Annotated in this window: 23 protein-coding genes and 1 tRNA gene; 4 read left to right on the forward strand and 20 right to left on the reverse strand. The window is 47.5% G+C overall.

Translation table 11 applies throughout. The features are described from left to right. Positions 1-14 precede the first annotated feature (14 nt). From V4210_RS02905 to V4210_RS02920, 4 genes are all read right to left on the reverse strand, one after another. Positions 15-479: an HIT family protein gene (locus V4210_RS02905; protein ID WP_338520549.1), complete on the reverse strand. Its 465-nt coding sequence runs from the start codon at positions 477-479 to the stop codon at positions 15-17. Positions 480-488: 9 nt separating this feature from the next. After that, positions 489-1811 carry an FAD-dependent oxidoreductase gene (locus tag V4210_RS02910; protein WP_338520550.1) on the reverse strand — a complete coding sequence of 441 codons (1323 nt, stop codon included), beginning with the start codon at positions 1809-1811 and terminating at the stop codon, positions 489-491. Between the two features lie 123 nt (positions 1812-1934). Further along, positions 1935-2978, reverse strand: a complete 1044-nt coding sequence (gene pheS / locus V4210_RS02915; RefSeq protein WP_338520551.1) for a phenylalanine--tRNA ligase subunit alpha — start codon at positions 2976-2978, stop codon at positions 1935-1937. A gap of 1 nt (position 2979) precedes the next feature. Then, on the reverse strand, positions 2980-3216 hold the full coding sequence (locus V4210_RS02920; RefSeq protein WP_338520552.1) for a hypothetical protein: 237 nt from the start codon (positions 3214-3216) through the stop codon (positions 2980-2982). Positions 3217-3273: 57 nt separating this feature from the next. Between V4210_RS02920 and V4210_RS02925 the strand changes: the two genes are divergently transcribed. After that, the gene (locus V4210_RS02925; protein WP_338520553.1) at positions 3274-4218 is read left to right on the forward strand and encodes an MIP/aquaporin family protein; all 945 of its coding nucleotides are present in this window, start codon (positions 3274-3276) and stop codon (positions 4216-4218) included. Between the two features lie 49 nt (positions 4219-4267). Here V4210_RS02925 and V4210_RS02930 read toward each other — a convergent pair whose 3' ends face one another. The 3 genes from V4210_RS02930 to V4210_RS02940 form a co-directional block, all read right to left on the reverse strand. After that, positions 4268-5338, reverse strand: a complete 1071-nt coding sequence (locus V4210_RS02930; RefSeq protein WP_338520554.1) for a DNA recombination protein RmuC — start codon at positions 5336-5338, stop codon at positions 4268-4270. Positions 5339-5356: 18 nt separating this feature from the next. After that, positions 5357-5848: a hypothetical protein gene (locus V4210_RS02935; protein ID WP_338520555.1), complete on the reverse strand. Its 492-nt coding sequence runs from the start codon at positions 5846-5848 to the stop codon at positions 5357-5359. A gap of 62 nt (positions 5849-5910) precedes the next feature. Then, positions 5911-6372, reverse strand: a complete 462-nt coding sequence (locus V4210_RS02940; protein ID WP_338520556.1) for a phosphatase PAP2 family protein — start codon at positions 6370-6372, stop codon at positions 5911-5913. Between the two features lie 79 nt (positions 6373-6451). On the opposite strand from V4210_RS02940, the gene V4210_RS02945 reads away from it, so the two are divergent. Next, positions 6452-6525: transfer RNA gene (locus tag V4210_RS02945), tRNA-Gln, on the forward strand. 36 nt (positions 6526-6561) lie between these two features. Here the strand turns inward: V4210_RS02945 and V4210_RS02950 are convergent. Together V4210_RS02950 and trmD are read right to left on the reverse strand one after the other, a co-directional pair. Next, the gene (locus V4210_RS02950) at positions 6562-7005 is read right to left on the reverse strand and encodes a hypothetical protein (protein ID WP_338520557.1); all 444 of its coding nucleotides are present in this window, start codon (positions 7003-7005) and stop codon (positions 6562-6564) included. Between the two features lie 204 nt (positions 7006-7209). After that, complete coding sequence (gene trmD / locus V4210_RS02955) at positions 7210-7869, reverse strand: tRNA (guanosine(37)-N1)-methyltransferase TrmD (protein ID WP_338520558.1); 660 nt, start codon at positions 7867-7869, stop codon at positions 7210-7212. A gap of 80 nt (positions 7870-7949) precedes the next feature. Here trmD and V4210_RS02960 point away from each other — a divergent pair, with 80 nt between their 5' ends. Beyond that, positions 7950-8681, forward strand: coding sequence for a hypothetical protein (locus V4210_RS02960; RefSeq protein WP_338520559.1), 732 nt, complete (start codon positions 7950-7952; stop codon positions 8679-8681). Between the two features lie 127 nt (positions 8682-8808). On the opposite strand, the gene V4210_RS02965 is transcribed toward V4210_RS02960, so the two are convergent. The 5 genes from V4210_RS02965 to V4210_RS02985 all read right to left on the reverse strand — a co-directional run bounded on the left by V4210_RS02965 (position 8809) and on the right by V4210_RS02985 (position 11121). Further along, positions 8809-9201 (reverse strand): KH domain-containing protein, encoded by a 393-nt coding sequence (locus tag V4210_RS02965; protein ID WP_338520560.1) that lies wholly within the window; start codon positions 9199-9201, stop codon positions 8809-8811. Positions 9202-9278: 77 nt separating this feature from the next. Beyond that, the gene (rnc, locus tag V4210_RS02970; protein ID WP_338520561.1) at positions 9279-10010 is read right to left on the reverse strand and encodes a ribonuclease III; all 732 of its coding nucleotides are present in this window, start codon (positions 10008-10010) and stop codon (positions 9279-9281) included. Further along, on the reverse strand, positions 10011-10508 hold the full coding sequence (locus V4210_RS02975) for an NUDIX domain-containing protein (RefSeq protein WP_338520562.1): 498 nt from the start codon (positions 10506-10508) through the stop codon (positions 10011-10013). Next, entirely contained in the window at positions 10489-10941 is a 453-nt protein-coding gene (nusB, locus tag V4210_RS02980; RefSeq protein ID WP_338520563.1) for a transcription antitermination factor NusB, read from the reverse strand. Before nusB ends, V4210_RS02975 begins: the two co-directional genes overlap by 20 nt. A gap of 33 nt (positions 10942-10974) precedes the next feature. Next, a complete protein-coding gene (locus V4210_RS02985) occupies positions 10975-11121 on the reverse strand; it encodes a hypothetical protein (RefSeq protein WP_174843592.1) in 147 nt (48 codons plus the stop codon). A gap of 134 nt (positions 11122-11255) precedes the next feature. Between V4210_RS02985 and V4210_RS02990 the strand changes: the two genes are divergently transcribed. Next, positions 11256-11762, forward strand: a complete 507-nt coding sequence (locus V4210_RS02990; protein WP_338520564.1) for a hypothetical protein — start codon at positions 11256-11258, stop codon at positions 11760-11762. Here the strand turns inward: V4210_RS02990 and leuS are convergent. The 6 genes from leuS to V4210_RS03020 form a co-directional block, all read right to left on the reverse strand. Beyond that, positions 11755-14562, reverse strand: coding sequence for a leucine--tRNA ligase (leuS, locus tag V4210_RS02995; protein ID WP_338520565.1), 2808 nt, complete (start codon positions 14560-14562; stop codon positions 11755-11757). The genes V4210_RS02990 and leuS overlap by 8 nt on opposite strands. Before the next feature lie 68 nt (positions 14563-14630). Next, entirely contained in the window at positions 14631-15812 is a 1182-nt protein-coding gene (locus V4210_RS03000) for a hypothetical protein (protein WP_338520566.1), read from the reverse strand. Positions 15813-15851: 39 nt separating this feature from the next. Further along, positions 15852-17150: a Mur ligase family protein gene (locus tag V4210_RS03005; RefSeq protein ID WP_338520567.1), complete on the reverse strand. Its 1299-nt coding sequence runs from the start codon at positions 17148-17150 to the stop codon at positions 15852-15854. A gap of 189 nt (positions 17151-17339) precedes the next feature. After that, entirely contained in the window at positions 17340-18038 is a 699-nt protein-coding gene (locus V4210_RS03010; RefSeq protein ID WP_338520568.1) for a histidine kinase N-terminal 7TM domain-containing protein, read from the reverse strand. 15 nt (positions 18039-18053) lie between these two features. After that, complete coding sequence (locus tag V4210_RS03015) at positions 18054-18830, reverse strand: glycosyltransferase family 2 protein (protein ID WP_338520569.1); 777 nt, start codon at positions 18828-18830, stop codon at positions 18054-18056. Then, positions 18831-19403 carry a non-canonical purine NTP pyrophosphatase gene (locus V4210_RS03020; protein ID WP_338520570.1) on the reverse strand — a complete coding sequence of 191 codons (573 nt, stop codon included), beginning with the start codon at positions 19401-19403 and terminating at the stop codon, positions 18831-18833. Positions 19404-19408: the final 5 nt, after the last annotated feature.

The raw sequence follows: 19408 nt of genomic DNA on the forward strand, positions 1-19408 counted from the left end.
CCTCCTCATTCCAATTATTTTATTTCTTGCGCCGCCAAAATCCGCGCCTGAATTTCGTCCAGCTGGGCGTCATCCATTTTTGGACCATCAGCAGTGGTCAGCCAACCCGGATATTCCGCGTAAAATGCCTGCTCATGCGACACTGCCGAGCCAATACCCTTCGCTAAGTCACCATGCAGCGGTACCAGCTTGGCATGCACATGCGCCACGCCTGTCCCCTCAAAAATCAATGCCACTCGCGGCGTATCGAAAGCTTTTTCTAAAATATTAGCAACCTTTTTCACTGCCAGCATCATCTCAGAATACAATTCATCATCCAAGGAAAATACGTAATCGCCTGGATTCTGTTTCGGTATTACCACGGTAAAGCCCGGTGTATTGGGAAACGGCGTGAGAAACGCTAAAAATTTCTCATCTTCCCAGACTTTCCAAGATTTCATTTTACCTGACACGATATCGTCAAAAATTGTGTAATTCATACTCCTCCTTTACGCAAATAAATCGTTCAATGCCTCACTCACCGTTGGATGAGTGAATATTTGGTCACGCAGTACAGTATATGGTAGGTCATTATCCATTACAGTTTTGATAATATTAATGACTTCTGGTGAGTTACGACACAATAAACTAGCACCCAAAATTTGTTCAGTGTTTGCGTCAATCACCGCACGCAGCAAGCCTGTTGTAGCATTATCAACATGCAGGCGTGGAATCGCCATAGCAGGCAACTCTTTTACGATAATTTCGCGCCCCGTCGCACGCGCCTCAGCCTCTGTCATACCCACCCGACCTAGCGGCGTTTGCATAAAGACCGCGTACGGCAAGATTTTTTGTTTGGCGCGAGTGTACAGACCATCGCCCAGCAACTGGCTTCTCACAATCCGAAAATCGTCCAGCGACGCATAGGTAAATTGTGGCCCGCCCGTTACATCGCCCATTGCCCAAATATGCGACCGACTAGTGCGAAGTGTTTCATCAACCACAATTGCCCCGCGCTCATCCGTCGCTACACCAGCAGCTGGTAAATTCAAGCTCATCGTCGCCGGGCGACGGCCCGTAGCCATCAAAACCGCATCATAACCAGCGTAATCATCATGATTTACTGTGCGAATCGTCGCAGTAGACTCACCCTCAATCGCTGTCACATCCACACTAAACACAATCTCGATACCCTGTGCCTGCAATGCTTCAGTAGTAGCCCGAGCAATTGCTGGATCTTCACGTGCAAGCAGAGCATCACCCCTCTCAAATACTGTTACTTTTGTACCAAGTTTGGCATAAGTTGAGGCAAATTCTAACCCAATATAACCGCCACCAATGATAGCTAGCTGTTTTGGCTGTGTCATTTTATCCAGCAATTCAGTACTGGTATATACAAACGGCTTATCAACACCTGGAATATCTGGGATGATTGATTCCGCACCGGTGTTAATAAAAATCTGCGGTGCACTCACTATTAGCTCGTCGTCACCCGCCATAACCTTCACAGTACGATCATCTACAAACGATGCCTCACCCTCAATGACACTCACCGTTTCACGATCCGCGAGCATGTGATAGTTCTTCTCATTCAACCGCGCTACCACTGTTGTCTTATGTGCCATCGCCTCATCAAAACTTTGATGATGCTCAGCCGCACTGACCAGCACCTTAGTAGGAATACAAGCAATATTAATACAGGTGCCGCCATACATCTTTGGTGTCCGCTCCACCAGCGCTACCTTTTTGCCCGCATTCGCCAGCGTCACCGCCAATGTCTTGCCGGCTTTGCCAAAACCAATGATAAGTGCGTCAAATTGTTGTGTATCCATTTACCTCCTCCTATCTTTTTTAGTGATCTCTCTCGCTGCAACAATTTCTCTATCGGCACACAGAACTGCCTCTTTTATTACAAGTTTTTGAGATACTACTATTATCGTGTGCGCAATAGCTCCTTAAAACTGCTCCAAAAAGTCCAGCTTGCCACTCTCAAAATGCCGTACGTCCTCGATACCGTATTTCATCATCACCAGGCGGTCGATGCCGCAGCCAAAGGCAAAACCGGTGTACTCATTCGGATCGATGTCGGCAGCCTTCAGCACGTTCGGGTGGATCATGCCGCAGCCCAAGAGTTCGATCCAGCCCTCGCCCGAACAAACCTTACAATCCGGATTTTTGCCCTCACAGAACGGGCAGCTCAGCGCAAATTCAAAGCTCGGCTCGGTGAACGGGAAATAAAATGGGTTGACGCGCACATCCAATTTCTTGCCGTAATATTCCTGCAAAAATTCCTGCAACGTCGCGATGAGGTTGCCGACATTGACACCCTTGGCGACATACATACCTTCGACTTGATAGAACGTGTGCTCGTGCCGCGCGTCCAAATCTTCGTTGCGAAACACCCGATCAGGTACGATGGCGGCGATCGCCCCGCCGTTCGCCAAATTGCCGTGATATTTTTTCAGCACGCGGTTTTGCATGGTCGAGGTGTGCGCTGGGGCAATCAAGCGGTCGCCATTGGCATCCGTCTCCTCAGTCATGAACGTATCATAATCATCACGCGCCGGGTGACCCTTCGGGAAGTTCAGACTCTCGAACATATGAAATTGATCGTCGATTTCGCGCGACTCTTCCGTCACGAAACCCATGCGATTGAAAATGTCAGAAATACGGTCGATCTCACGCATCAATGGATGAATTGTGCCCCGTTCACTCGGCAGTAATTCAGGCCGGGGAGCATTGACGTCCATCGGTGCTGTCACGTCAATTGGCGGCAAGTCAACTTTTGACAGCTCAGCTTCGCGAGCCGTAACCGCCCGCTCCAACTCCTGCTTCAGTTCATTGACTTTCTTACCAAACGCTCCGCGCTCTTCGGCTGACAGCGTCGTGATGACACCATATAGTTCCCGTAGCTCCGCACTCCGCAAGACACTGCGCGGCTCGGCTGCCTCGGCTACACGTGATAATAATACTGATCGAACTTCATCTAACTTTTCCATGTCATCGCCCTTGCATTAAAAACATCCCGACAACTCCTGCCGCCATGATCACAATCAAAACCCACGCCCACGCCAACGTTGTCGTCTGTTTTGTGCCTTCTAGATATTTCACATCTTCCACGCCGTCCAAGCTAGCTTTCTCCTGCAAGCTCGACGCTTTCGCCTTTTCGCGTAGTTCCGCCGCAATGCGTTCTTGCAGTTTGCTGCGCTGATCGTTCTGATTTACAAATAATCCCATAACTACAGTATAGCAAATTATGCTATAATAGTCGTGATACTACTTTAAGGAGGGAATATGGCTACGAAGAAAACTTCAAAGAAAGCCCCGGTTAAAGCTACGGCAAAGAAAACTGCTACAGCTAAGACCGAAACCAAAACGACCGTCAAACGAGTCGTCACCGAATCTGCTGCGGCCAAAAGCAAAAGCAAGCGCGCCAAATTAGGTTCCACATTACCAAGCAACTTAATCAACATCGTCATCGCGGAAATCATCGGTACGTTCATCTTGACGCTGACCGCTCTGTTTGCATCAGACGTCTTGTCATCAATGTACGTTGGTTTTGCGTTGATGCTCATCGTTACTGCCATTGGTGGTATTTCTGGCGCACACGTCAACCCAGCCGTCACCTTTGGTTTGTGGTCAATGCGCAAATTAAAAACCGCTTTGGTACCATTTTACTGGGGTGCACAATTCCTCGGTGCCATGGCAGCAGTCGTGTTGATCGGCTCAATCACCAACAACGGTTTTGCGCTCAGCTTTAACCAATTCACTGCATTCTCATGGAGTGTCTTTGCCGTTGAACTGATCGGTGTTGCTGTCTTCATGTTCGGCGTCGCCGCAGCATTGAACCGCAAAGAGATCAGCACGACTGGCAAAGCCTTTGGTATTGGTCTGGCATTGATGATCGGTTTGGTCGTATCAGGCTCAATCACGTCATTTGTCCGTGCATCAGTCATAGCCAAGATCCAAGATAACCAAGTTGCAGCACAATCAGAAAACAGCGAGCGTCCATACCCACGAGAAATTTACATCTCAGGCGCAACACTCAACCCAGCTGTTGCTTTGGCAGTCACAGAAAAGACTGACACTCAAGTGCGCAGCAACAGTCCATTCCCAGGCAAGAACGAGAAAAACTACTCTCGCTTCAGCCTGGAAGTAATTGTCGCAACACTTATCGGTGCAGCTCTAGGTGGCAACTTGTTCTTGCTCATCAACTACCGCAACAAGGAAGAAGAGTAGATCATAGTTCTACTATAACGATATCCCGCCTCCTTTGGCGGGATATTTTTTAATCTTCCTGCGCAGGCCGATCGATTAGCTCTAGCTGCGCTTGATGATCACCACCAGCGATCCGCACCACGTCTTTATCAATCTTGCCCAGCTCCTTGTACGAATTATTATAATGCCCGACAGTGGTGCTGAGACTCTTGCCCATCTTGGTCATTAGCTCATCAAACTTTTTGATATGCACGCCCAGCTGACCGACACGCACCTGGATATCCTTGGCCTGCTCTTCAATCTGTAGGCTCCGCAGCCCCTGCAGTACCGTCTGTAAATACGCCAAAAAGCTGGTCGGACTGACGATGATCACCCGCTTGTCACGAAAGGCATACTCAATCAAATCGCGGCTCGAACCTCCCGCACCAACATTATTGATGAGTAGGTCATAATACAGCGACTCACTCGGGATGAACATAAAGGCAAAATCCATAGTATGCTCCCGCGGGCGAATATATTTGCTGGTTTCGTCAATGCGACCCTTCAGGTCAGCCTTCACCTTATTTAGCCACAGCTCGCGCTCGGCTTTGGTCTCGGCGTTAATCATCCGGTTATAATTTTCCAAGCTAAACTTACTGTCTACTGGCAAAATCTGCCCCTTGTCTAGAAAAATCACCGCATCAACAATCTCGCCATCCTTGAAGCGATATTGCATCTGGAACTGCTTGGCGGGCAGCACATTATCCAGCACGCTTTCCAGGTAAAACTCGCCGAACACACCGCGCTGCTTGGGATTTTGCAGGACATTCTGCAAAGTTTTTAGGTCAGTCGCCACGTCGACCACCCGCTTGTTCGTCTCGTCCAATTTTGCCAGCCGCTGTGTTACGTCCGCTACCAACTTGGCACTTTCTGACAGCTGCTTTTGTACCGAAGTTTGCACTTGAGCATTGCTGCGCTCCAATTTATCGCTGACTGATTCATTCAACTTGGCGATGGTTCGCCCCAGCTCCACTACGTCAGTTTTGATGAGCTCGACTGATGATTGCTGCTTCAGCTCGCCTAGTTTTGACTGCAGCACGAACAACGTCGCGCCCAAGCCCATAACGATAATACCTAAGAGAATGATGATAATGATTTCCATACCCTTAGTGTACAGGGATTACAGAGACAAGACAACTCGTGCCAAAATCACAAACACGATCATCAACAATATCGCTGCGCCATCACCACGAATCCTATTGAGCCATGTCAAGCTAGCGTATACCACCATATAGGTCAATGATGCGATCAACGCCGCCACAATAGTGTGCGCCTGCCAAAAATTAACACCCCACAAGGCAATCGTTGCTGCCAACACCACGACCAGCGGACGCTTGATACCAAACAATATCAACACTGGTACCAACATGATAGCCATGATAACTGTGGCGATATGCCCTGCCATCATGGTGCTGTTGCCACATAACAACTGGTTGGCGCCATCTTTACACACGATTGGTTCCAAGATAACTCGGTCAATTCCCGTTGCCACCAGCCACACCAACAAGCCTGCCGCTGCCGCAGTCAACAACAAACGACCAAACACTGCTGCTCGCATATTGAACAAGTAGTCTGATATCTCCTCTTTAAATATAGTTGAGAGAATCTTCATAATATCTTAATATTACACGAAAATTGCCAATAAAGCAAATGTAGATTATGAATATATTTATGCTAACGCTTTATCAATGGTTTATACCAGATGATTCCGATGCACGCTATCAACAAACCACCAGCGACATCAAGTGGTGTGTGCACCAATGCCAACACCCGGCCAATTCCAACCAGCAGTGTCAACACCAAACAAACACTGGCCAACAGTTTATCACGCGTACCGAACCATACTGCCAAGGTAATCGCCATGGTAAACAATGCGTGATCTGAAGGAAACCCAGGATTGTTGAGATAGGCTGCGCCCGGCTCAACGCCCATCAGTTCAAACGGACGCAAACTTTCCGGCTGATAGAACGTCCCCACCGTCTTTGCTATCACATACGCCGTCAAGCCTGCCATCAACACTCTGGCATATGTCTGATATTTTTTGTTGTTCGGCACTTTGCACAGCAATGCGTACGCACCAATCAAAACCACCGGTATAACCAAACCGTCTGCCACCAGTTTCACAATTGCTTCCATGCAATCATTGTATCATCCGCCAGGCTACACATCCAGAGCTTGCAGCACGCCATGTTTTGTAGTACAATCAAATACGCATTGGGGATTGGCCAAGCGGTAAGGCAGCGGGTTCTGGTCCCGTGATCGGGGGTTCGAATCCCTCATCCCCAGCCACATTGATTTTCACGATACATCGTTAGCGCGATGTATTTATTTTTTTGACATTTTGATGGCGATGCCAAATAGTACCCATAACAGCCCTAGCCACACAAAGTCAATCATACTTGATTCTCGGGATAATATGCTGAACAGTATGGAGATACCGCGCATATCTGCAAAAACCACCAAAACCGTCAGCAGCTGCAGCGCTATGATTAAACAACAAAAGCTCAGCCGTAACACAGAAGCTCTCGCCCGTAGCCCGATCAACCAAGGTAGCGCCAGCACTTCCGTGTATACCAACGCCACAGCAAGCACCACTGCCGTCGCTTCGGTAAATCCAGCGAGCTGCAATAACCCTGGAAACTTCTCAAAGGCGAACAATTGCATCAGTACCGTCAGCAGCAACGTCACCGCCAGCAATAAACTAGCCAGGCGGCCTAGACCAAGGTTTCTCATCTCTTTTTTCATTTGTTTGACTGACAGCTTTTTCATGCCTTTATTATAATGCGCAAGCTCTATAACCACAAGTTTGTTGTATTTTTCACTAAATTACTTGCAAAAAAACAAAAATATACGTACCATAAACATAAGCGAACTATACAAAAATAAACACCACAAATTACGTATCTTTCGCTCTACGACCATCCACCACAACAAAATACCGCTGCTTTTCATGTAGCGGTATTTTCCGTTGGTTTAAGTATTATTCAGCTTTTGCGAATGCGTTTTGCGCCACTCGGCGATCATGGCATGATTGCCACTCAGTAGAATCTCCGGAACCTGCAGGCCATTGAATTCAGCGGGACGTGTGTACTGCGGAAACTCCAAGGTCTCGCCGTCTGAAAAACTCTCGATGGCTGCCGATTGTTCACCGCCCAAAACCCCTGGCAGCAGCCGAACGATAGAGTCGATGATAGTCATGGCTGGCAGCTCGCCGCCAGTCAACACATAATCCCCAACGCTTAACTCTAGATCTACTAGCTCCATAATTCGCTCATCGTACCCCTCATATCGTCCACAGATGAATATATAGCCGTGCTCTTTTTCGGAAAAATCTTGCGCCAGCGACTGCTTCCATCTGGTGCCACGTGGCGTCATAATGACTACTTTAGCAGTTGGATCCTGGCTCTTGGCGTGCGTCACCGCCTTCCACAGCGGCTCAATCATCAGCAGCATACCGTCACCGCCACCATACGGCGTGTCATCAACTTGCCGCCGCGGACCCAGGCCAAACTCACGCAAATCAATCGTCTCCAGGCTCACCAAGCCTTCTTTTTGCGCTTTCCACATCATGGAATTACCAAACACGCCCGTCAACATTTCTGGGAACAATGTAATAACTTGAAATTTTCTCATCTCTAAAATTTTAGCATACACTTGACTAAAAACTAATTTTAGTGTAAAATGATGTCTAACAATTTAAAGGAGTTTTTGTTATGAAGGAAACATTACCAAAATCTAGCTTTCTGCGCGATAAAGTCGCTAAGCCTGCCGGGAAATTAGCAGCCGGCGCTACTGCCGGCGCTCTTGCCTTTGGCGTTGGTGGCTGTTCAGCCGAACAAAAACCTAATATACTTGGTATAGAAGAAAAACCTGATATATACAAGATGTCTGTCGATATAACCTGCGATGGACAATCAGCATACGGCATGCCCGAGGTATTGTCATACGAAAATGATGTTACCAGTCCAATCCATGGAAAAGTAGATCGAGTGACTATTGGCTGTGAGACCAGGTCTATGGACTTCACTTCATCTACCGAAAATGATGCTCAGCCTGCAAATGATATTGAAGTATGGAAACTCACTGAAGAAGAGCAAGAGGGCTACGTCCCAAAGCTTGTCTATGGAGGAGTTGAGGACATAGATGATTACAAAACATACAACCTCCATTGGGCTGTTGAGGTTGATAAATCAAAGAAAAGTCAAGACGCAGCGACCGAAATACCTCGAGTCTTCGCTTATACGGGTAATCCCGTACCTAATAATGCCAAGTCCACGACTACTGTATTTGAAGTTATAGACAAAGAAGGAAAGATTAATCTTCATATGGACCCTGAAAACCGGGATTATAAGGTCACTGAAGATGCTAACAATAAAAAATCATATAGACTGGAAAACCCGTCGCCAGATGCGCACTTCGAATCACCAGCTGAGAGCCAAATGTAGTATAAGTTGAAATCCAAAAAACCGCCTCATCACGGGGCGGTTTTTTAGCACAAATAAGGCTCTCAATGGTTACCCATTGCTCGCATAGAGCTGTTCTCGCATGTTGTCTGTGCTTGAACTACGTTTATTATATATCAAGGTCGTCTAGTTCTGCAAGCTCTTTTCGAGCATTTTCTGCGTAGGAAGATTGGCTTTCCACAGCTTCCTCTGTTGGCTTTTCCACAGCAGAACCAGAAGATGCGCCATCTTCACTGCTCTGCGCGCCAGTAAAGCCATCGTTGTTGACGATTTTCAAATTGTAACGTGCGTCATTTTTCGTGCCCAACGCCCGCAACAAGGTGCGAACACTTTGCGCAGTACCGCCGCGTTTACCGATCACTCGGCCCAAATCCTCAGGGTTGACAGTCAGCGTCAACAGTACGCCCTTTTCATCAATCAACCGCTCAACGACAACATCATCTGGATGTTCTACAAGTGATTTAATGATGTATTCCACAAATTGCTGGTCAATCGTTGACATTCTGCCCCTCCTTCGGAATTAAACTGTATAGTTAGTATATCATAAACGTTTTAGCACGAGCAATAACAGAATCAGGCTCAGGAATTGCTTTCTGATTCGTCAGTCAGTCGCCGATATTCTGCCAACGCAGCCCGAGCCGCTGCTTGCTGGGCAACTTGTTTGGAAGGACCACTGCCCTGGCCCATCAAACGGTCACCGACAAACACACCCAACCTGAAAACTTTGTCATGGTCAGGCCCTTCTTCGCCCAGCACTTTATAAACCGGCGTTTGTCCATCTAGCCGCTGCGAAACCTCCTGCAAATGAGACTTTGGATCGCGCCAACTGCCAGTTTCCAAAATGTGGTCTAGTTTGACGATGATGTGTGTATGGATAAAATCGCGTGCATCATCAAAGCCACGCTCCAGATAGATCGCACCGATGACCGCCTCAAACGCGTTGGCTAAAATCTGCAAATGTGCCCGATCCGAACCATTTTTCTCACCCTTGGACATGCGAATGAGCGGTCCGTAACCCAGTTTGTCGCCCGCATCACCGATACTCTCTGTGCGCACCAGTGCCGCCCGCCATGCTGTCAAAATACCTTCTGGCTCAGAGAAATGAGCAAACAGATATTCGGTCACCGCCAGTTCCAACACAGCGTCGCCCAAAAACTCCAGCCGCTCGTTATGCTCGTGAACTGATTTTCGGTGCTCGTTGACATAGCTGCGGTGCGTCAGCGCAGTAATCAAAAGATCCAAATTTGTAAACTCAAAACCCAGCTTTTCGCGCGCAAATTCTTGATATGGCGCAGTATTCATCCCACTCATCTACAAATTCTCCTGTCTGATACGTTTCATAGCGAGTAAGATCAATTTGCCGATATCTTCGTATTCGATTTCGTCCAAAGCTTCGTGAAATGAAAACCATTTGAGACCATTCATCCACGCTTCTTTTTGCAATTTTTCATTTGGATCAAGCGCCTTGACTAGATATACCTGTGTCGTCATCAGCACCAATTTATCAATTCGTCGGTAGCGAAAATTAACCTTGCCCAGCCAGCCACAAACTTCAATCTTTTTTAAGCCAGTCTCTTCACCGATCTCTCGCTTGGCGGTGACCTGCGCCGTCTCACCTGGCTCAATGTGTCCCTTTGGGATAGTCCAGCGATCCCGTGCGTCTTGATACAACAAAAATTCGGCCTCACCCTTTTTATTGCGGCGGAACACCACGCCACCAGCCGTCGGCTCGCGCACGATTTCCTGAATTGATGGCTTTTTATGTCCGCTAAAATATTTGCGTATTCCGCTAAAATTGTCCTTTGTCATCGGCATCCTCTTGGAGGGAGCGATATGCCGTACCCAGCACACCGTTGATAAATTTCCCTGAGTTATCCGAACCAAACGCTTTGGCTAATTCGACTGCTTCATTGATGACCACTTTTGGAGGTGCATCTTTTGCGTGATTGAGCTCATACAGCGCTAACCGCAAAACTGCTCGGTCAATTCGCGCGATCTGCTCAATTGGCCATTCGGGAGCCAACGGACGTAGTTGCTCATCCAGTTCCTGCTGCACCGAGATCACGCCGCGCACCAGCTTATCCACAAAATCGACATCATCGACTGATGACTTGTACTTATCAAGATTTCTCTCAAGAATGTCTTTGTATTGGACTGTATCGTCTCCAACCTCACGGCGAAATTCATATTCATACAATGTCTGAAGAGCGACGATTCGTCCTAAATGACGGTTTGAAGCCATGCGTAAAACGTTCCTGTTCGGGTTATATTACTACTATTTCGTTTTTTTGCCAGTTTCTCGCTTGGTAGTCCAGGCTTTAACTGGTGAAGAACCGTTTACACGGCGAGCTAATTTCAATACCAAGTGGCTGCGGCGCAGGCCAGTTTTTCGCGGGCTGCTCTGTTTTTTAGGTTGTGCCATAATCTCTCCTTTATCAGTTTATATTAACACTTGGGCTTTATTATAACGGTTTTTACGATTTTTCTCAAGAGTATAGACTGGGATATTGTACAATATACTTGACTTTTTATACTACTTATGCTATTATACTAACCATGAATAACGAACGATTACCAGAAACAAGTTTTGCAAAAAAGGAAAAAATAGAGAACAGGCTCAGAAAAACTGTGGGGATGCTAGCCATAGGTGTCACTGGATTAGGCCTTGGCTTATATCCATGGGAAGGCAGGTCTAGCGCCGAAGCACCAGACAGCCCTGCTGCTGTCGCAGAACAAGGCGCCGTTGATTTTGTTAACGCGGCACACGAAAACCCATCACTGCTAGGACCGGAAAAAACTTTCTCTGTTGATTTACAGGATGGTGATTCGGTTAACTCTGCGGCACAGCGAGCCGCTGAAGAAGTCGGCGAACAAGAGGGGTGGTCTGCAGACCAGATTAACCTTAATATTGGTGTAGTCACAGAGGCTAGTCAGGAAGTCCTTGACAATTCAAAATACAAGATTCCTCCAAAAGAATTCACTGTTACTATGGTCGAGAAAGACACTAATGGCGATGGCAAGAAAGAAGTCTTTCCTGCAGACGCAAAACCTAAAGCTAAATAACAACGTTAAGTAGTTTACCCGGAACATAAACCATCTTTTTAGGTGGTTTATTGTTTGTGAATTTTTGAACATTGGCGTCAGCTAAAGCTGCTTCTTCAATACCCTGCTGGTCGATGTCGGCTGGCAGCTCCAGCTTTGATCGAAGCTTACCATTGACCTGGACGATGATGGTCATTACATCACTCACCAGATATTTCTCGTCCCACTTTGGCCAGTGATTGACGTGAATGGTATCAGTGTGGCCCAGTTCCTGCCACAACTCTTCGGTGATATGTGGCGCGAATGGCGCCAAAATCTGTAGCAGGCTCTCCAGAGTAAACTGCCACGTTTCTGTCGCTTGCATACCGTGTGCTTCTTTGAACTTGTATAGGCCGTTCACCATTTCCATCATTGCCGCCACCGCTGTATTGAACTTTTCGTCCTCAATGTCGCGAGTGACTTTTTTGATGGTTGAGTGCGTTAGGCGAAGCAGTTCTTGGTCATCTTCAGAAGTAGATTCAGGTGCTGCTACAAACTCCTGCACCATATTCCACACTCGATTGAGGAACCGATACGTCCCTGGCACACCGCGCGGATCCCACGGTGCATCCATATCATACGGCGCGATGAACATCTCGTAAACACGCAGCGCATCGGCACCGTAACCGCTATCCATAATCTCCATTGGATCGATGACATTGCCCTTGGATTTACTCATCTTTTGGCCGTCTGGCGCCATGATGTAAGCGTTATACATCATCCGCTTGAATGGTTCTGGCGTCGGCACTAGACCGAGTTTATAGAAAAAGCGCATCCAAAAACGACTGTACAATAGGTGCGCTACCGCATGGTCGGCGCCATTGTAATAATCAACCGGCATCCAATGACCAATTCTCTCAGGATTCCACGCCTCGGCATCATTGTGCGGATCAAGATAGCGCAGGAAATACCAGCTGGAGCAGGCATAGCCATCCAGTGTGTCAGTTTCGCGTCGACCTTCACGCCAATTGTCGCCCGCTGGCTTCGGCTCGGTGATCGGCACCGTTTTACCCGTTTCAACATCAGCCCACACGCGCACCCAATCATCAACTTGTGCTAGGACTGACGTATTACCGCCCGTTGGCTTGAAGTTCTCAACTTCTGGCAGAATCACCGGCAAGCACTCATCCGCTACAGCGATTGGCCTGAAACCGTCAACATGGACCATCGGAATCGGCGCGCCCCAGTACCGCTGGCGAGAAATCAGCCAGTCACGCATTTTGTAAGTAGTTTTGCCTCGACCAGAACCCTGCTGTTCCAGCCAGGCTACGATTTGTTCGCGGGCGTCCTCGCTGCGCGTGCCGTCAAATTGCCCAGAATTGATCAACTCACCTTCGCCAGTGTAGCAGCCGACGTCTGCGGAATCCTCCGGTTTATCAACCACTTGAACAATTGGCAAGTCAAATTTCTCAGCAAAGGTAAAGTCACGTTCATCATGCGCCGGTACCGCCATGACTGCACCCGTGCCATAGCCACTCAGTACATAGTCCGCCACCCAAATTGGCAGCTTCTGACCGTTGACTGGGTTGATGGCATAGCTGCCAGTAAAGACGCCGGATTTATCTTTGTTTTCCTGGCGCTCAACGTCAGACTTCTGCTGAGCCGCTTGAACGTATGCTTCAACCTTGGCGCGCGTGTCGGCATTGACCAACTGAGAAACCAGTGGGTGTTCTGGCGCCAAAGCCACGTAGCTGGCGCCAAACAAGGTGTCGGGTCGCGTGGTGAATACGGTGATTGGTGGTACATACTCGAAATCATAAACCGTGAATGTATCCTCTAGTGAAACTTCTTCACCATAGAACTTTTTAAAACTCAACAATTTTTCATTATCATCACTATAACGTTCATGTCCAGAAATATCGTTAGATATATCTCTTAGTGGAAGCTGGTGGATATTAACTATTTTTATATATCCAAATGAATATACTTTTTCTCCATCACGCACCATAGCATCAGCAATATCGCCAACCTTCAGTTTTTTAGCTTCATACCTAATTGTATTGGTTTTTTCACCAGAAATAACTTTTTCTGCCAAATCAGGGGTGAATTTTAAAGAGTCAGATGCCGTTAAATTAAGGGTAAAGTCAACTTCCGCGCCAACCGACCGGCCAATCCAATTTTTCTGCATGGTTTTGACCATCTCCGTCCAGTCCAAGTCGTCAGTTGCCTCCAACATCTCATCGGCGTAGGCGGTGATGCGGAAAAACCACTGTTTGAGGTTGCGCTTGGTGACAGGATTGCCGCAACGCCAACATTTGCCGCCCTCAACCTGCTCGTTAGCCAGCACCGTATTGTCAGTATCGCACCACCACTGCGGCTGTTCCTTTTGGTACGCCAAATCGTGTTTGTATAGCTGCGTAAAAATCCACTGAGTCCATTTGTAGTACTCTGGATCAGCCGTAGAAATTTCCTTCGACCAATCATAACTAAATCCGAGTCGCTTCAGCTGAGCGATGAAGTGTGCCTTGGCTTCATCGTGCGCCACTCGCGGCGTTTTACCAACCTTGATGGCGTAGTTCTCCACTGGCAGGCCAAAGCTATCCCACCCGATTGGATGATATACATTGTAGCCTTGCTGACGCTTCAGGCGCGCTTTGATGTCAGCAAACTGAAACGTCCGACCGTGACCGATATGAATACCAGCCCCGGTAATGCCAGGAAGCATACTCAAACTATAGTATTTTGGGCGCGTCGTATCACCAAGGTCAGTGACGTAGGTACCATCAGCCTCCCATTTATCTTGCCATTTTTTCTCAATTTCCGTCGGATTGTAGCGTTTCATATCTGTAATTATAGCACGAAAATCGCCCCACATGAGAGTGGGGCGATTGACTGTCAACGAAAGGCTAGTTACGCTTCGTCAGCGTCACTGGCTGAGTTTGTCGAAGTACTAGTTTTTGGAACAAAGCTAGACAGTGGGCTTGATTGGAGCTTTTTCATCACATCTTTCAAGTCTTTTGCATCAGATGGTGCTTCAACCTTCTTGGCATCGCCATACATGACGCCTGTCTCAAGAGAGACCTTATTGCCCTCAGATGAACCCTCAAATTCTACGCGGCGAACTTGCCTCTTTGAGTTGTCGATCCACAGTTTCAGAGAAACATCTACCTTCTTGAAATCAAGTGCATCTGTGTCGAGCGCTTTCGAGCTACTGCCGCCACATTCTTTGATCTTCTTGGCATATGTTGTTTCACTCAATGCCTTGGCAAAGTTTTTACGTTTCTCAAGAGTAGCGTCACTCAGGTCAATTTCAAATCCACGCAGACCATCTTTTGTTCCCAAATCTTTTTTGATTTGTAGGAAATTGTTGTCGCGGTATACTTGAGCGATCTCTTCGCGAACAGCAGTATCATCCTTAGCGCGGCGAACTGCATTCATCACACATTTTGCTTCTTCTGACTGCTCTAGGTCGTCTGAAGAGATCTTGATCCAGTGGCCGTCGATCTCATTGATGAGCGTCTCAAATTGTTTCAGCATCGTTTCTTTGAGTGATTTTGTCTGAGATCGGCCAGAAATCGCACCACCTGGCGAGGAAACGCTTTCCATGTAACGATCTATCGCTGTCTCGATTGAGCTACGAACATTATCCAGTTTAATATACGTTGCGTCTTCAGTATTGCGTACATTCACTTTTGGCAGAGAGAATTGTATTGACTTGTCAGAACCACCGGCGTTAACTGTTATATCAGCCTGCAGCTCTTGACTCTTCTCTGCGTCTGATGATTTGAGCTTGATGGTGACTTTTTGATTACCCTTACCTTCAAAAGTCAGCCGTCCTTCAGTGACAGAGTTCTTCGACATGATCGCGTTAACAATTGACGCTTCCAGCGCACGCTGTGGGTTATTAAATACCAACAGATACCACAACAGTCCTGCAATCAAGCCGATGGTAACTAACGACCCCACAACCAAACTAATAATCAACTTTTTGCGGTTTTTCTTTTTCGGTTTGTTGATCGCACCCATGATAGGCGGCTGCTCAGCCGGCGGCGTTGACTCAGCCGGTGCTGTTGTTGGCTGCTGTATGCTCATATACCCTCCAAATTACTACTATGTTATGTATTATATCAGCTAATAGCTAAAACGAGAGAAAAATGCATTCTTCCTAGCTATCCACTCTGGCGTTTGACGAACTAATTTGTTTTCATCAACCGCTGTATGGAGGTTAATTTTGATGGCTTCCTCCAGCCAGACACCGCCCGAAGAACCTTTGAACAGCGCAATACCGTCTTTTTTCAGTTTGTCGCGCACAAAACTACCAGCTTCGATGGCGTCTTTGCATTCTTTTACCTGGCAGCCACGCTGACGAGCCGATGGCGCCAAATACTGGTTGGCCATTTCTCCAACTGTCACTACCCAGTCAAGTTCATTGGGGTTACACAGATAGCCTAGTTTGGACATTTCTTGCGGCATTGATTCTCTCAAACCGTTGATATTGCCTAGGACAGCGATTTTTTGGGGAGCGCTCAAACTATACAATGTCTGAATAGCCGCAGTTGTGGTTGATGGCGACGCGCTGTAACTGTCGTCCAGAAGAATAGTGCCATCAGCACCGCGCAGCAGCTGCATTCGTCCTGGAATTGGACGCAGTGCCGCCAAGCCTCGCTGAATTGAGCCGACATCCATGCCTAATTTGACAGCCACGGCCATGGCAGCTACTGCTGGTCTGAGGTTGTGTTCGCCCAGCAGTTTCAATTGCGTCTGGATACCCTCTGGATATTCTGGCGACACCATAGCACCAAAATGCCCTTCAGTGAGCGAGAAATCATGTTCATCAAAATAGTATTCTGCGACCCCACTGGTGCCATAGGTGGTTATATTAGGATTGGTAACAAAGGCCGCAAACCGACCTTCGATGTCATCGCGATTGATCAACGCCATCCGAGAATTATTACCCAGTGTGATCATTTCCTGAGCGACTTCTTCTATGGTATGTTCAACGCGCATGCGCCCTGTAGTGACAGAAGTGATGACGGCGATATCCGGCAAAATGACGGTTTTAAACCAATCATGAAAGCCAATGCTTTGCGGGCTAAATTCCTGGACGATCACTTGCGCTTCTGGATGCTCAGCGCGAGCTCGTTTTTTGACAGCGCGATACATATTGCGGCGTGCGAAGAATCCCCATTTTTTTTCAGGACCCTCAGGATAGCGTACTCCCATGATCTGCAGTAAAGTCTGCATGTGAGATTTTGGCTCCAGCTGCGGCATAGCGATAGCATAGCGCTGCGACAAAACCGTACCGATGGCGATCTTGGCGCTCGTTTTGCCAGTACTACCCGTCACCGCTATCAATTTGACATCCGCGTGCGAAGCAAAAAACTCACGCACTAACAATGGGATTTTCTTTTCAAATGATCGTCGAAACATATACTCATCATACCATAAGCGACTTGCCGAAACCAACGCAAGTCGCCGAAATAGCAAAGCGGAGCTGCTACGCGCCCACCCGGGGCATGTTGAAAATGTGTTTGTCTTTCAATTGGCAAGCATAGGAGATGCCCCTATGCGTACCAGCTCACTTGTGATTATGCACCAATTGCCATAAAAACACAAGCACTATTTTTGCTTTGTGCATTCTGGCAAGACTTTTCCGGCAAGAGCTACTGCCATCAGTACCGCAAAACCACACATAATCGACGGGATGCCAGTGATGGTTGATGGATCGATGATATTGACAAATGTCGTTGGCGCAATGAACAGCACGTAGCCGATGATCAATGACCACAATGAGCGGCGAATGTGTTTTTTGGCGTTTTTGCCACGGGTGTAGGCGTAGGCAATCGCCACAAACAATAAGCCATAGTAATACAATCCGTACCATTCACTGATGCCTGGCTGATTTTCAAAAATGACATAGTTTCCCAAGCAAACGCCAGCGCTAACACCGTTTACGGCTAGCAAAAAGTAGCTAATGAACACGACCGCTAAGGTATACCCCAGCACTGGAATCCAACGTCGTTTGTCGGCAGAGATTTGATAGACTAAATGAATACCAAGAGGCGGCAACATTGTGATCGCCACGTACCCAAGCTTTGCCCAACCCACGCTATCAAACAGCACCGTGCCTTCACAAACGTTATATTCAGCCCATTGAAACAGCGCTAGACAAACGAGCAGTGCCACGACAATCCTCGTTACAGGATTTAATTTGTAGCGCCATAGTGTATGCAATGCTAAAATAATCTCAATAGCTAAGGTCGCTAACATAACTGGCGGTGAAAAACAGTAGAGCTTTGGTGTTCTGAATTTATCCATATAGTGCATTATACACTAGTCTTGGTCGGTCTTGATGTGGTGCTTTCGGTAGAATAACCTGGCAGACTGCTCAACTTCCCGGTGGCGAGCCTTGCCGCGAACATCAATATCCAGATGCGTACAGACGATATCTCCAGTCACCATAATCTTCACACCCGCCTCACGCAGTCGATGCGCCAAATCTTGCCCTTCGTGATAACGAAACGCTGCGTCATAGCCGCCAACCTGCATAAAATCATCAATCAACAGTGCAAAACTTCCCTCAGCGACCCAGTCAACCTGGCGATCCGTCGCAACTCGCTGGCCCCAAATCCATGGATAATCCCAGCCTTGCTGTTGCAACATTTGGCGGTCGTCTGCCTGAGTTGCCCGCGTAAATTGCCAGTCGTGCTGGGGGTGCATTTCATGACCATAATTCCAGGCCATCGGCTGACCGTTGTTGTAGAGAATAGTACTGCCAAGCATGATATGATTTTCGCCAGCAAACTTTTGGCGCAATATATCAGCAACATTCTCTGTCTCAACGCGCATGTCACAATCGATAAACCATACAATGCCTGTGTTATGTAAGTCCAAAAAACGATTGCGATTCGCTCCCGCGCCAATATTTTTCTCACCAAAGATAAAATTGACTGCCGGAAACTCACGAGCGACGTCTTGCAGTACTTGCTGGTCAGTAGAATGATCATCAAGCACCGTGATGCTGTCAAAATCCTGCTCTGTCAGCTGCGCCAAAAGATCTTTCAAAGCCCGAGGAGCGTTATAGTGTGGGATGGCGACGTGAACTTGCATTTATTCGCTCACCTCATTAGCAAACCAGCTGCCAAATTTTTGCCAATGCTGGAAATTAGTGGGGTCAATCTTTTTATCATTGCAGCGATGTTCAAACTCTTCCGCAATCGTTAATCCACCACTACCTTCCATTGATACGACCTGATTCATCGACATCCCTTCGCCGTGCGGTTCACTCACAAAAACACCATATCGGTCAAACCTAAATACCTTTAGCTTATCACCATCAAAATACGCCACGACGTCATGCAATATGATTCTCCGATCATCTTTATCTTTCATCAAAGCCAAAAAATCTTCAGTCGTAAACCAGCCAACAACATCTTTCATATAACCGCCCGGAAAGCCGCCCAGTGCTGGAATTTCCCAGCTGCTATCATTAACAACAACCGGCTGGCCTGCTTTTTCATACGCCGACTTAACTTTCGCTTCGGTAATTTTCAGCGGATCATGATGCTGGATCTCATCAATGTCAATTTGTAGCGGCTCGACAACAATCCCATAACCTTCCAGAACTGACCTGGCTTCTTCAAGTTTGTGCGGATTGCTGGTGATAAAAGTGATTGTTTTCATCACAC

This window comes from Candidatus Nanosynbacter featherlites (genome assembly GCF_037013405.1).
Taxonomy (GTDB): Bacteria; Patescibacteriota; Saccharimonadia; order Saccharimonadales; family Saccharimonadaceae; genus Nanosynbacter; species Nanosynbacter featherlites_B.

Coding starts and splice junctions, on each gene's coding strand:
- V4210_RS02920 (WP_338520552.1), bottom strand. CDS start 3,216: ATGGGATTATTTGTAAATCAGAACGATCAGCGCAGCAAACTGCAAGAA.
- V4210_RS03000 (WP_338520566.1), bottom strand. CDS start 15,812: ATGAGCATACAGCAGCCAACAACAGCACCGGCTGAGTCAACGCCGCCG.
- pheS (WP_338520551.1), bottom strand. CDS start 2,978: ATGGAAAAGTTAGATGAAGTTCGATCAGTATTATTATCACGTGTAGCC.
- V4210_RS02930 (WP_338520554.1), bottom strand. CDS start 5,338: ATGGAAATCATTATCATCATTCTCTTAGGTATTATCGTTATGGGCTTG.
- rnc (WP_338520561.1), bottom strand. CDS start 10,010: ATGAGTGGGATGAATACTGCGCCATATCAAGAATTTGCGCGCGAAAAG.
- V4210_RS02935 (WP_338520555.1), bottom strand. CDS start 5,848: ATGAAGATTCTCTCAACTATATTTAAAGAGGAGATATCAGACTACTTG.
- nusB (WP_338520563.1), bottom strand. CDS start 10,941: ATGGCTTCAAACCGTCATTTAGGACGAATCGTCGCTCTTCAGACATTG.
- V4210_RS03010 (WP_338520568.1), bottom strand. CDS start 18,038: ATGGATAAATTCAGAACACCAAAGCTCTACTGTTTTTCACCGCCAGTT.
- V4210_RS02910 (WP_338520550.1), bottom strand. CDS start 1,811: ATGGATACACAACAATTTGACGCACTTATCATTGGTTTTGGCAAAGCC.
- V4210_RS02985 (WP_174843592.1), bottom strand. CDS start 11,121: ATGGCACAACCTAAAAAACAGAGCAGCCCGCGAAAAACTGGCCTGCGC.
- V4210_RS03005 (WP_338520567.1), bottom strand. CDS start 17,150: ATGTTTCGACGATCATTTGAAAAGAAAATCCCATTGTTAGTGCGTGAG.
- trmD (WP_338520558.1), bottom strand. CDS start 7,869: ATGAGAAAATTTCAAGTTATTACATTGTTCCCAGAAATGTTGACGGGC.
- V4210_RS02990 (WP_338520564.1), top strand. CDS start 11,256: ATGAATAACGAACGATTACCAGAAACAAGTTTTGCAAAAAAGGAAAAA.
- V4210_RS02965 (WP_338520560.1), bottom strand. CDS start 9,201: ATGTCAACGATTGACCAGCAATTTGTGGAATACATCATTAAATCACTT.
- V4210_RS03015 (WP_338520569.1), bottom strand. CDS start 18,830: ATGCAAGTTCACGTCGCCATCCCACACTATAACGCTCCTCGGGCTTTG.
- V4210_RS02975 (WP_338520562.1), bottom strand. CDS start 10,508: ATGACAAAGGACAATTTTAGCGGAATACGCAAATATTTTAGCGGACAT.
- V4210_RS03020 (WP_338520570.1), bottom strand. CDS start 19,403: ATGAAAACAATCACTTTTATCACCAGCAATCCGCACAAACTTGAAGAA.
- V4210_RS02925 (WP_338520553.1), top strand. CDS start 3,274: ATGGCTACGAAGAAAACTTCAAAGAAAGCCCCGGTTAAAGCTACGGCA.
- V4210_RS02950 (WP_338520557.1), bottom strand. CDS start 7,005: ATGAAAAAGCTGTCAGTCAAACAAATGAAAAAAGAGATGAGAAACCTT.
- V4210_RS02905 (WP_338520549.1), bottom strand. CDS start 479: ATGAATTACACAATTTTTGACGATATCGTGTCAGGTAAAATGAAATCT.
- V4210_RS02940 (WP_338520556.1), bottom strand. CDS start 6,372: ATGGAAGCAATTGTGAAACTGGTGGCAGACGGTTTGGTTATACCGGTG.
- leuS (WP_338520565.1), bottom strand. CDS start 14,562: ATGAAACGCTACAATCCGACGGAAATTGAGAAAAAATGGCAAGATAAA.
- V4210_RS02960 (WP_338520559.1), top strand. CDS start 7,950: ATGAAGGAAACATTACCAAAATCTAGCTTTCTGCGCGATAAAGTCGCT.